The organism is Marinimicrobium sp. C2-29, assembly GCF_038419845.1.
Classification (GTDB): domain Bacteria; phylum Pseudomonadota; class Gammaproteobacteria; order Pseudomonadales; family Cellvibrionaceae; genus Marinimicrobium.
This window is the reverse complement of sequence record NZ_JBCAQT010000002.1, coordinates 354,203-366,793: the sequence shown is the minus strand read 5'-3', so window position 1 is coordinate 366,793 and position 12,591 is coordinate 354,203. Positions and strand designations below refer to the sequence as shown.

The following is a 12,591-nucleotide window of genomic DNA, read 5'->3' as shown; positions in this document are numbered from 1 at the left end:
GTAGTCGCGCTTGAGCACCGGGTACTTTTCTTTCATTTCCTGGGTCGGTTTGTCCCGATGGGGATAGTCCCAGGCCTCCTTGTGGGCGTTTTTGTAGTCCTTGATGTGCTCAACGTTCTGCCCGCGCTCGAGCAGGAGCACTTTGAGCCCTTTTTCGGTCAGCTCTTTGGCGGCCCATCCGCCGCTGATGCCGGAGCCGACCACGATTGCATCGTAATGATTATCTGCCATAGGTACATCTCTTCACGTCATTATTATCGACCCGGTCGCCGGGTCATACATCGCACAAACGAATTGCCGATTTCAGTGATTCTATCTTCTCTTCATCCGTCGCTCGTTTGGGTATGAATTCCTGCGCCACATAGCCCTCGAAGCCGGTCTCCCTGATGGCTCGGGCAATGGCGGGGTAGTACAGTTCCTGGGTCTCGTCGATTTCGTTGCGCCCCGGCACGCCAGCGGTATGGTAATGGCCGAAGTAGGCGTGATTGTCGCGGATGGTGCGGATAATGTCACCCTCGCTGATCTGCATATGGTAGATGTCATACAGCAGCTTGAAGTTGGGCGAATCCAGGCGCTTGCACAGTTCGATGCCCCAGGCGGAGTTGTCGCACAGGTAGTCGGGGTGGTCGATTTTGCTGTTGAACAGCTCCATCTGCAGCACCACGCCGCGTTTCTCCGCCTGGGCGAGGATCTTTTTCAGGCCGCGCTCGGCGTGCTTGAGGCCGTCCTCCGGATCCATGCCCCGGGCGTTGCCGCTGAAGCAGATCAGGTTCCTGTAGCCGGCGGCACTCACCAGATCGATGTGTTCGCGGTAGCTCTCGATCAGGGCGGAGTGATACTCGCGGTCGCCCCAGCCCTCCTCCAGGCTCAGCTCGGCGCCATTGCACATGGAGGAGTCGATGCCGTGCTCCTTGAGCACCGACCACTCGCCCGGGCCGATCAGATCAATGGCGGAAAAGCCCAGGCGCTTGACCACGGCGCACAGTTCTTCCAGGGAGAGGAAGTCAAAGGTCCAGCGGGCGACGGCGTGATGGATGTTGCCTTTGAGCCCGGAAGCGCCTTCCCGGTCGTCGGCCAGGGCACGAGGACCCAGGGCGCTCAGGCTGGCAACGCCCAGGGCGCTGGTGACGGCGCCGCGCAGCAGGGCGCGCCGATTCAGGGACTGTTCCATTGTTATTATCCTGTCGGTGACTGATTTATAAGATATTTGAAGAGGCAAGGGTACCTTGCCCCTTTTGTTTTGCCAAGACGTTTTACAGTGCCGCCAGCGCCCGGTTCAGGCGTCGCTCCAGGTCCGCCTTGAGCTCCAGGTAGTGACTCAGCTGCAGTCCCAACTGCGGTGCCAGCAGGTCCCGGCACTCGGTCAGGTCCAGGTCGGTGATGTAGCAGGGGTAGCGCTCGCCCGAGCGCCGCTGGGCCAGGATGTAGCCGGCCACTTCGACGAACAGGTCCTCCTCCCAGTCGAGCTCGGAAAACTCGCGATCATTACAGTAGATGGTGTAACGGATCTGACCATCCAGGTCCGGCTCGGCGATCACCTGGATGCTGACAAAGGACACCTGGCTGATGTCGCCGGCGCTCGTGCGCGCTTTCAGGTAGCCGCGCCCCTGTTCGACCGGGCCACAGATTTCGTACAACGCCAACTCGGGCTCCTCTGCCTCATCCGGGCGCCGATCGGGGCTGGAGTTCTGCCGCTCCAGAACCGAGCGCAGAAAATAGTGCAGCGGCCGCAACAGGGTCGAGTGACTGTGAAACGACATGGCGGTGACCAGCAGCGAGCCCTGTTCGTCGATAAGGGTCACCTCGGCCTCCTCATCCCGAACCCGATAGAACAGGTAAACCCCCGGCTGGGCGGCGTGCTGGGCCATCAGTTTCAGTGAGTGCTGGTTCAGCGCGTGACGATCCACCACGATCGGGCTGTATTCAAGCTGGGCGCTGCTGAGCTTCTCGAGCAGGGCCTCGTAGCTGTTGAAACAGCTCACCTGGGGCTGACGCTGCAGAAACTGGATCACGATGAACGCGCCGGCGGTTTCCACCACGTAGCGGGTGCTGGGCGGGCGGGTTCCCGAGTAGTAGCAGCCGATCAGATCGCGCCACAACTCCTCCAGGCGTTGCACCACCAGGTTGCCCTGGCTGCTCAGGCAGCGAATGGTCAGCTCCGGCGGGTTCAGCCCCCGGCCCGGGGGCACCAGGCGCAGATAGTATTGCAGGGCATTGACCAGAGGCTCCTGATCGTAGTGACGACAGAGCACCTCCTGCCAGCTGTTGATCTGCACCAGATCCACCGAGCGCACCAGATTGTCGCGCAGACCGCTGAAATCCAGCGCGTCGCTCTGGCCGCTGAGCATGTGCAGGCCCCGCTCGCGCAGACTCTGTTGCGGCTCCACCCCCAGATTGAACAGCAGCAGCAACCGCTCGGCCCGGGCGCTGCGATGGAAGGGTTCGTGCGCGAGGCTCGCCCGGGGCAGGGGCAGCCACTGGCGCAACAGCTGCCACAGTTGCTGGCGCTGAACCGCGCTCAGACTCAACCGGTCGCTGTCCAGATCAAACCAGGTGCCGGCGGTGAGCACGCCGTTACCATAACACCAGAGCACCAGCTCTCCCAGCGAGCGGGCGCGCTTGAGCGGCGCCCCTTCCGGGCGGTTGTCGCGGCTGCGGAAGACCTCCCAGAAATGCGCCCCGGCGGCCGGATCGGGGTCTTCCACGAAGCGCAGGGCCGGCTCGGACAGGTCCCGTGAAATATCCGGGTTCACCCATTCGATCTTGCCGGCCTTGCGCTCGAAGGCCGCGTGCAGCTTGCGCCCGAGCACCATCAACTCGTCGTGGTTGATGCGGGTATCCGCGCTCTCTTTGCTGATGGCATTGATCAGCCGATAACTGGCGCTCAGCTCGGCCACCAGCTGGCTGCGCTCCTGCAGCACATCCGGCGCCTTCCAGGCCCGGCGCCGATCGAGCCGCTGCAGCTCAGCGGCCGACCACTGCCACTCGGCCACCAGCTGTTCCAGCAATGCCCGCTGCCAGGATCTGGAGGGCCCGCGCGGCGGGCGGGTCAGCGCCTTGTCCACCTTGAAGTAAAGACAGCGCCGCGCCAGCTCCAGACGCTCCCCGGCCGCCCCGTGGGGGGGCTCCTCCGGAGCCTCACCCTTCAGGTAGTGCTCCAGCCGACGATAGATCATCACATAGGGATCGAGGCTGTCTGGCTCGGGAAGCGCCCGGTAGACGGCGTCTTTGAAGGTGAGCGCGAGGGGCCTGGAATCCTCGCCGCGCCGGTAGGCTTCCAGCAGCATCAGCTTGAGCACCGACTTGTGCGGCGCTTCAATGCCTTTGTACAGATGCCAGATACCGGCGCCGATGAACTCCCCGACCGGGATGTCGGGAATGCCGCCGAAGTCGATCACCTGATCGGCGGGCAGAAATCGTTGGTGCAGGAGCGTCTCGGTGTAGCGGTTGTAGTGGGTCTCAGCGCTGGCGGGCACAAACCACCAGAGCGGCCGCTTGCCCCCGAGCCAGAGCGCCGTGCGGTAAAACTCATCCAGCAGCAGAAAGCGCTGGGCGGTTCCGCTGCCCTCGGTGCTCAACTCCCCCAGCTGCCCCGAGCGGAACTGACTCGGCTCCATCAGGAAAAAGTGCGCTTCCAGGCGCAGCTGCTCCTCGGCCCAGCGGGTCAGTTCCCGACACTTTTTCAGCAGTAGCTCCCGCTCACGGGAGTCAAGCGCCGGGCCGTGGCACACCCAGATATCCAGATCGCTGCCTTCGCTCTGGGCGATGGTGCCGACACTGCCCATGACAAAGAGGGCGTCGATGGCCAGATGCCGGTGAACGACATCCCGCTGGTAGTGAAAGCTGCGCGCCAGCGAACGCGCCAACCGCAGCTCCTGGCGGCCGGGCTCGTAATGACAGAGCCCGCTGGGGACGCTGGCGCTGATGTAGCCGGGAAGCATGGGATGATTGACGTGAAACAGCAGCGGCAACAGCTCGACGAACACGCCCTGGCGCTCGCTCAGGCCCTCGAGCATGCGTCGGTGGCGCTCGCGGTTGAGCGACAGAAAACGCTGCTCGACCCGCTTGAGCTGCTGGCGATCGATGCCCGCCTCACTATCGTCCAGCTCGATAACCTCTGAGCGCATTCGAACGGCCTTCTTTACTACTTGATGTTGGGCGCGACGAAGGTAGCCGCCACTTCCGCGAGCGTCTGATACAGACGCTCGGGCCTGATCGGTTTACTGATGTAACCATTCATGCCGATGTCCAGGCAGCGTTCGCGATCGCCGCCGATGGCCTGGGCGGTAATGGCCACAATGGGAATCTCCGGGCGCAGTGTACCCGAACGGATGATCTCGGTGGCTTCGTAGCCATCCACCTCCGGCATTTCCAGGTCCATCAGGATCACATCAAACGCCTCGGGCGTGGCCTGAAGCCGCTCGAGCGCTTCGCGGCCGTTGTTGGCGATGGTCACGGTCACGCCGCGCTTACGCAGGATCCCCTCGGCCACCTGTTGGTTGACCCGGTTATCCTCGGCCAGCAGCACCCTCAGACCGCCGAGCACTTCGGTCTCGGCGCCGGGGAGCAGCTCGCTCGGATCCGTCAACCCCGGACCAAACGCCCGACTGAGCGCATCAAAGAGCCGTGATTCGCTTACCGGTTTGCTGAGAAACCCGTCCACCAGCTCCGCGTGCTGGTGATCCTGAAAAATTTCATCGCGGTGGTAGGAGGAGACCAGCAACACCCGGGGCGGGTGGCGCAGCGGGTGATCGGCTTTGAGAGCGGCAATGGTGGTCAGGCCATCCATCCGGGGCATCTGGTAGTCCATCAGCACCAGCTCGTAGGGGGTGTCGGTCTGATCGGCGCGCCGGATCTGCTTCAGGGCCATCTCGCCGCTCTCGGCCGTGTCCGCTTCGATGCCCATATTCTGGAGTGTGCCCGAAATGATTTCCCGCGCCAGGGTGTTATCGTCCACGATCAGCGCCCGCAACTGCTCGAACCGATGGGGCTGATCGCGCAGCGCCTTGGCGCCGATCTGGCTGTGCTCGAACCAGGCGGTAAAGCTGATCCGGCACCCCTTGCCCGCGCGGCTTTTGATGGACAGGTCCCCATCCATCAACCGGATCAGATGATGACAGATGTGCAGCCCCGTGCTTTCACTGGCCAGGCGCTCGCCCTCGGCCACCGCCTTGAGGTGGGAGGTGAGCTCGGCCACCTGCTCGGAAGTCATGCCCGCGCCAAAATCGGTGATACAGAATCTGAGCATCACCCCCTCGGCCTGTCGACTCTCTTCCCGGACACTGACCAGCACATTGCCCCCGGAGGAGTACTGCAGGGCATTGTCGACCAGGTGACTCAGTACCTGCCCGAGGCGGGCGGTATCGCCGCGCAGAAAGCGCGGCACGTCGGGATGAAGGTCGTAGGTGATGTCCACATTGCGGTGCGCGGCGCTGACCTCGAACAGGCGCGAGAGCTTCTCAAACACCTGCTCCAGGTCGAAGTGAGTGTTCTCCAGCACGATCTTGCCGGTTTCGATCTTGGAGAAATCGAGCACCTGGTTGATGATATGCAGAAGGGAGTCGGCCGCGGCACTGATGCTGTCGAGATACCCCCGCTGCTGGCTGTCGAGCGAGGTGTCGCGCAACAGGTGGCCCAGGCCGATAATGGCGTTCATGGGCGTGCGGATCTCGTGACTCATCCGTGCCAGAAATTCGCTCTTGGTGCGGTTGGCCAGGTCGGTCTGGGCCCGGGCGGAAACCAGAGCCTCCTGAGCCCGCAGGAGGTCTTCATGGGTGTAGCGCTCGGCCACCCGCGCCAGCAATTGCTCCACGGTCTCGGTCGCATCCTGGGCAGCGGGGACCGACAGGGGCGGCTCATTCCCGGCCGAGTCACCCGCCGGTGACTGGGAGCCACGCGCTCTGCTTTTAAGCTGCTCGAGTTCACGCTCCAGCTGCTCAATGCGCCGGGTCAGTGCTTTACCCTGAAGGCCGTTGTGTTTTGTCATTTCCAAAACGCCACTGTAGTGATTTCGACAGTTCAGGCGGGTGATCGCTTCCCTTGCTCCCGAAACCGGGGAATGAGTCTGTTTCGGGGGCAACTTAAGAGTCCATTCACACCTATTGTTACTGCCCGTTGCTATTATTTGTTGTCTGATTCGGGTTTTTCATGTTTTTTTGGGCAGGCCCTTAGGCTAGAACATTTCAGTTCAATTTACCAAAGGAAACTGCGGCCCAGTGCCCGAACTGATTCGAGGAGACCGGTCATGTCCGATTCGCGATCCACAGCCAGGCGTTCTCACTGGCCCGACGCCCTGCTGGGGCTGGCTGGGCTGGTACTCACCCAGCTGTTCCCCCCGCCCGGAACGTTGGCACCCGAGGCCTGGCAGGCTCTGGGGCTGGCATGGATCATGGCGGTCTTCTGGATCGGCGAAACCCTGCCCCTGGCCGCCACGGCGCTCCTGCCGATTGTGCTCGGCCCGCTATTCGGGCTGGTTGACGCGGACCAGGTGACCCGGGACTACGCCCATCCACTGATTTTCCTGTTTCTCGGCGGTTTCGTCCTGGGACTGGCCATGGAGCGCTGGCGCCTGCACGAGCGGATTGCGCTCTGGATCCTGGCCGCCATGGGCGGAACGCCGAGCCGGGAAATCGCCGGCTTCATGCTGGCCACTGCCTTTCTGAGCATGTGGGTCAGCAATACCGCGACCGCCATTATGATGCTACCCATCGCAATATCGGTTATTCAGGTAAAAGGGGTCGCCGATGCTCGCGGCGGCAACCCCTACGCCGTGGCCCTGTTACTCAGTATTGCCTACGCCGCCAGTATCGGCGGTATCGCCACCCTGATCGGTACCCCACCCAACGCTCTGTTGGCCGCTTACCTGTCCGAGCACCACGACATTCACCTGGGTTTCGGCCGCTGGATGCTGATCGGTCTGCCCCTGGCGCTGATCATGCTCGCGGCCGCCTGGCTCTGGCTGGCCGGTGTGGTCTCGCGCGGCGTGACCGCCGGTACCGGGGAGCGGGACGAGGGCGACCACCGACGCGAACTCTTTGCCCAGCGCCTGGCTCAGCTCGGCCCCATGAGCACCATGGAAAAGCGGGTGGCGCTGGTGTTTGTTTTGACGGCCGCCGCCTGGGTCGGCCAACCCTTGCTGGCCGGACTGTTGCCCGGGCAGGCGCTCACCGATACCGGCATCGCCATCACCTGTGCCGTGGCTCTGCACGCACTGCCGGCCGGGGATGAGCGGCGCTCACGCCTGATGGATTGGGACACATCGCAGCGATTACCCTGGGGCGTATTGCTATTGTTCGGTGGCGGCCTGGCGCTGGCCGGGATCATTCAGGACTCGGGCCTGGCCCAGGCCATTGCGGACGGTCTGGAGGCACTGGGGCAGTGGCCGGTGGTCGCCATCATCGGGGGCGTGACGCTGACCGTGATTTTCCTGACGGAGATCACCAGCAACACCGCCACGACCGCCGCCTTCCTCCCTCTGCTCGGCGCCCTGGCGTTAAGCCTCGGGCTGCCGGCCGAGGCGCTGGCCGTGCCCGCCGCCCTGGCCGCCAGCTGCGCCTTTATGCTGCCGGTGGCCACGCCTCCCAATGCCATTGTCTTTGGCTCGGGGCAACTACAGGTTCGGCAGATGGCCAGCGCCGGGTTGGTGTTGAACCTGGCCGGTATCCTGGTGGTGACCCTCGTGGGCGTGCTCCTGGTCAGGTGGGGCGTTTTCCACTAGTGGACTACGCCGCCCGCCGGGAGGCTATTCCTCCTCCGGCACGGGTTCCTGCTCGGGCGGCTCGCAGACGCCGGCGTTGTAATGACCCACCGTGCGGATGATCTCATCCTCCGACGGCTCGATCCGCTCGCCCTCGAGCAGCGAGTTGATCACCCGGCTCACCAGCTGGTCCAGCCGCGTCACCACATAGCAGTCGGTGGTGGGCTCGTCGTGGGAGTCGCCGTAGCCCGAATCGTCGGTGAGAAACAGGTAGCGGCTGTTGGTCAACACCGCCATACCGCGCATGATGAATTCGGTCAGGGGGCCGGCGCCACTGGCCGCCAGTGGCAGGATGTGAATCTGCTGGTCCCGCGCGACCAGGCTGGTCTCCCAGGTGGCCTGCAGTCTGTCGTCGTGGGGCGGCGCATCGGCCACCAACAGGAGAGTCTTGACCGCCTCTTCGCGCCATTCAAACGCCAGAGCCGCCTGCATGGCCTTATCCATGGCCTCGGGATAATCCCCGCCACCGTCGTGGTCCTGGTCATTGAGCGTCGACTGCAGCTCGGCCACATCCTCGGTAAATTCGTAGGTGCGGGTCACATACTCATCGCCGTTATCCCGGTAGACGACCAACCCCAGGCGAATATGGATCCCCGGGTTATTGGCGCTGATTGAGCCCAGGATGCTGGAGAGCTCCGTTTTCAGGTAATCCAGCTCATCCCCCATGCTGCCGGTGGTATCGATCACCAGCAGCAGGTCGAGCTTGTCCACCGGCTGGGGCAGTATCGGCAGGGTCACAACGAGGGTCCGGTCCTCCTCCAGCTCGGCCAGCACCACCGACTCGGTCACCTGGACATCGTCGGTGGGGTTGCTGACCTGGAGCTCGAAGGTATCGGGCAGTTCATCAATGGAGGGAAAGAGGCGCAGTTGGCCATCCACCGGCGTATGCCGACTCAACAGGGCCTCGTCGTTCTGGAGAAGGCTGACCTGGGCAAAGGGGAAGGGCTCGCCGTCACTGTCGCGCACCTCAACGACAATGGCTTCATTCATGAACACATAGAGTGAGGAGGCGTCGGGGTTCTCCTGCAGAAAATTGCTCACATAATCCGCATAGAGAGACGCATTGAGCACATCGTCGAGATCCCCGGCCGTGAGGGTGCCCGACTGGAAATCGGCCGGGTCACCGCCGCCACCGGCCGGCTCCGATCCACCTTCAGTGCCCTCATAGCTGCCGTCGCCACCGGCACTTTCACCGCCAGAGTCACCGGAGCTGTCCTCGGAGGGTTCACTGGAGGTGCCGCCGCCCGGACCACTGCCGCCTGTATCGCCGCTACTGCCACCGCAGCCGCTCAACACCAGCAGTGAGCTGACAAACACGGCGGCGAGCCAGGTGCTCGCCCGGCCGGTTACTCTGGCACGGGGCCAAGTGTCGATGACATCCATCATTCATTCCCTTCTGCTGGTTTTTCCGGAGTGGCTGAGCTCTCAGAATAGCGCACCACTAGCGCAAAGCAAGCGATGAATGTCCATCAGCACCGGTCGACCGTTCACTCCCCGGAAAGCGCCTGCCGGGCCCGGGTCACGGCTTTGCGGACCTGCTCGGGTGCGGTGCCGCCGATATGATCGCGCGCTGCCACGGAGCCTTCCAGGGTGAGCACCTCGAACACGTCCTGCTCGATGGTATCGGAGAACTGTTGAAGCTCCTCCAGGGTCATTTCCGAGAGGTCCTTGCCGGTTTTCAGGCCGTAGGCGACGGACTTGCCCACCACCTCGTGGGCATCGCGGAAGGGGGTACCCCGGCGCACCAGGTAATCCGCCAGGTCGGTGGCGGTCGAGAAGCCACGCTTGGCCGCCTCGTACATATTGTCTTTTTTCGCCTCAATGGCCGGCACCATGTCGGCAAAGGCGCGCAGGCAGTCCTTGACCGTATCCACCGCGTCAAACAGCGGCTCCTTGTCTTCCTGGTTGTCCTTGTTGTAGGCCAGCGGCTGGGATTTCATCAGGGTGAGCAGGGCAATCAGATGACCGTTGACCCGGCCGGTCTTGCCGCGCACCAGCTCGGGCACGTCCGGATTCTTTTTCTGGGGCATGATCGAGGAGCCGGTGCAGAAGCGGTCCGGCAGATCGATAAAGCCAAACTGCGCCGAGGTCCAGAGCACCAGCTCCTCGCTCGCCCGGGACAAGTGAGTGAGCAGAATGCTGGCGAAGGCGCAGAATTCGATGGCAAAATCCCGATCGCTGACCGAATCCAGGGAGTTGGCCGTGGGCTGATCGAAGCCCAGCAGTTCGGCGGTCATGGCCCGATCGATGGGGTAGGTGGTGCCGGCCAGCGCGGCCGCGCCCAGGGGCGACTGATTCAGTCGCGCCCGGCAATCGAGCAGACGGCTGTGGTCGCGCTTGAGCATTTCAAACCAGGCCAGCAGGTGGTGGCCAAAGGTCACCGGCTGAGCGGACTGCAAGTGAGTAAAGCCGGGCATGATGGTATCGGCCTCGCGCTCGGCCAGATCGAGCAACCCGGTCTGCAGACGCGTGAGTTCCTGGCTGATCCGGTCAATGTTGTCGCGCAGATACAGGCGAATATCAGTGGCCACCTGGTCGTTGCGCGAGCGCCCGGTGTGCAGTTTTTTGCCGGCAATACCGATGCGCTCGGTCAGGGCCGCCTCGATGTTCATGTGCACATCTTCCAGGCTGACGGACCACGGGAAGTTGCCCGCCTCGATATCGGCCCGCACGCCTTCAAGGCCCTCGAGAATCAGGTCCCGCTCGGCCTCGGTGAGCACCCCGACCTTGGCGAGCATGGTCGCGTGAGCAATAGAACCCTGAATGTCCTGGGCGTACAGGCGATGATCGAAGCCGATCGACGCGGTAAAGCGCTCGACAAAGGCATCGGTGGGCTCGGTAAAACGCCCGCCCCAGGACTGGTTTTTCGGCTCGCTGTCGCTCATGTAAACACTCGCTGTTTTGACGTGGTTGGCAAAATGGGGGGAGATTCAGCTCCCGACCGCCGAAAAAGCGGTAGGATAAGACTCCAGGGTCGAGCATTATAAACTAACAGGGGCATGAATTGAGCGACCAGACAACCGCAACCCGGACCCAACGCGAGAGCGGCGACTTTCTCCCGGACCTGTGCGCGCCCCAGGCGGTGTTGCTGCTGGTGCTGGTGGCCGAGCTGCTGGCGCTGCTGCTGGCCATGATCAACCGCGGCCTGGCCCAGGTGTCGTGGGAGGCAGTGGCGCTGTTCTCCTTTCAGGTGCAGTGGATTGTGCTGGTCAGCGCCGCGCTGCTGTGCCGCCTGAAACCGCGCCTCAACCAGTGGCCGCCGGTACGCGCCGGCGCCATCAGCTATGGCCTGGTCCTGACCATCACCCTGGTGTTCTCTCTGCTGGGCCAGTGGCTGATGCGCGCCTTCCTGGGCCAGGCGCCGACGCTGGACGCCTGGCAGCTGGGGGAGAACCTGATCACCGCCGCCATTCTGGCCGGCATCGGGCTGCGCTACCTCTACCTTCAGCAGCAGCTGCACAACCAGCAGCAGGCGGAACTGCAGGCGCGTATTCAGGCGCTGCAGTCGCGCATTCGCCCCCACTTTCTGTTCAATAGTCTCAACAGCATCGCCAGCCTGATCGCCAGCGCCCCGGACCGGGCTGAGCGCGCGGTGGAAGACCTCTCGGCGCTGTTTCGGGCCAGCCTGGCCGAGCCCAGCTTGATTCCCCTGGAGCGGGAGCTGGAACTGTGCCGCGACTACCTGGCCATGGAGCAACTGCGCCTGGGGGAGCGCCTGCAGGTACAGTGGCAGGTGGACGAACAGCCCGATAACGCGCAGATTCCCGCGCTGCTGCTGCAGCCACTGCTGGAGAACGCCGTTTTTCACGGCATCGAGCCTCTGCCCGAGGGCGGCGTCATCCAGATTCAGATCGCCCGCTCGGGCGACCAACTGGCCATTCGAATCGAAAACCCATTGCCGACCGCCCCGGTTTCGCACACACAGGGGCCGCACTCGCAAGCGCCGCAGAAGGCACGCGAGCACAACCGCATGGCGCTGGACAATGTACGCCACCGGCTGCAGGCCCACTTTGGCCCGACAGCCCGCTTGTCCGAAGCGGGCGAGGGCGGTAGGTTTATCCTGGTAATCAGCTATCCGATGGAGTGACCCATGGATGTATTGATCGTCGACGACGAACCTCTGGCGCGCGAGCGCCTGACGCGCATGGTGGACCAGCTTGACGGCTACCGGGTGGTAGGCCAGGCGGGCGACACCGCCTCCGCCCTGGGCGCCATTTCAGCCCAGGACCCGGATGTGGTGCTGCTGGATGTGCGCATGCCCGGAGAGGATGGCCTGAGCGCCGCCCACCAGATCGGTGAGCTGGACGACCCGCCCGCGGTGATTTTCTGTACCGCCTTCGACCAATACGCCCTGGACGCCTTCGGCACCGATGCGGTGGGCTACCTGCTCAAGCCCGTGCGCGCCGAGCAGTTATTGGAAGTGCTGGAAAAAGCCCGCCGCCCCAACAAACTGCAGCGCCAGGCCAAACAGACCGAAGCCTCCCAGAGTAGCCACAACGGCCGCAGCCATATCAGCGCCCGCACCCCGCGCGGCGTGGAACTGATCCCACTGGAGGAGGTGCGCTACTTCATCGCCGACCAGAAATACGTCACCGTACACCACCTCAAAGGCGAACACCTGCTGGATGAAACCCTGAAGGAACTGGAAGAGGAGTTCGGCAACCGTTTTCTGCGCACCCACCGCAGCGCTCTGGTATCCGTGCAGCATATCCAGGCCATGGAGCGCAACGGCGACGGCCACTACCAGGTGCGCCTGGCCGACACCGAGCAACGCCCGCCGGTGAGCCGGCGGCATGCCGGGGCGTTGAAAGATTTGTTACAGAAGCTGTGACTAC

Annotated in this window: 9 protein-coding genes; 3 read left to right on the top strand and 6 right to left on the bottom strand. The window is 63.4% G+C overall.

Features of this window, described 5'->3' with window-relative positions; genetic code table 11:
* The 4 genes from AAE484_RS03515 to AAE484_RS03500 form a co-directional block, all read right to left on the bottom strand.
* Positions 1-231: FAD-dependent oxidoreductase (locus AAE484_RS03515; protein WP_341936950.1), on the bottom strand; the 231-nt coding region annotated here is incomplete at its 3' end.
* Positions 232-274: 43 nt separating this feature from the next.
* Positions 275-1,171, bottom strand: a complete 897-nt coding sequence (locus tag AAE484_RS03510) for a hydroxypyruvate isomerase family protein (protein ID WP_341936949.1) — start codon at positions 1,169-1,171, stop codon at positions 275-277.
* An 82-nt stretch (positions 1,172-1,253) separates the two neighbouring features.
* Entirely contained in the window at positions 1,254-4,127 is a 2,874-nt protein-coding gene (locus tag AAE484_RS03505; RefSeq protein WP_341936948.1) for a class I adenylate cyclase, read from the bottom strand.
* 17 nt (positions 4,128-4,144) lie between these two features.
* Positions 4,145-5,986 carry a response regulator gene (locus AAE484_RS03500; protein WP_341936947.1) on the bottom strand — a complete coding sequence of 614 codons (1,842 nt, stop codon included), beginning with the start codon at positions 5,984-5,986 and terminating at the stop codon, positions 4,145-4,147.
* Between the two features lie 258 nt (positions 5,987-6,244).
* On the opposite strand from AAE484_RS03500, the gene AAE484_RS03495 reads away from it, so the two are divergent.
* Positions 6,245-7,717 (top strand): SLC13 family permease, encoded by a 1,473-nt coding sequence (locus tag AAE484_RS03495; RefSeq protein ID WP_341936946.1) that lies wholly within the window; start codon positions 6,245-6,247, stop codon positions 7,715-7,717.
* Positions 7,718-7,741: 24 nt separating this feature from the next.
* Here AAE484_RS03495 and AAE484_RS03490 read toward each other — a convergent pair whose 3' ends face one another.
* Together AAE484_RS03490 and argH are read right to left on the bottom strand one after the other, a co-directional pair.
* Entirely contained in the window at positions 7,742-9,142 is a 1,401-nt protein-coding gene (locus tag AAE484_RS03490; RefSeq protein ID WP_341936945.1) for a vWA domain-containing protein, read from the bottom strand.
* Between the two features lie 101 nt (positions 9,143-9,243).
* Positions 9,244-10,641, bottom strand: coding sequence for an argininosuccinate lyase (gene argH / locus AAE484_RS03485; RefSeq protein WP_341936944.1), 1,398 nt, complete (start codon positions 10,639-10,641; stop codon positions 9,244-9,246).
* A gap of 119 nt (positions 10,642-10,760) precedes the next feature.
* Between argH and AAE484_RS03480 the strand changes: the two genes are divergently transcribed.
* A complete protein-coding gene (locus tag AAE484_RS03480; protein WP_341936943.1) occupies positions 10,761-11,843 on the top strand; it encodes a sensor histidine kinase in 1,083 nt (360 codons plus the stop codon).
* 3 nt (positions 11,844-11,846) lie between these two features.
* Positions 11,847-12,587 carry a LytR/AlgR family response regulator transcription factor gene (locus AAE484_RS03475; protein WP_341936942.1) on the top strand — a complete coding sequence of 247 codons (741 nt, stop codon included), beginning with the start codon at positions 11,847-11,849 and terminating at the stop codon, positions 12,585-12,587.
* The last annotated feature ends 4 nt before the right edge of the window (positions 12,588-12,591 follow it).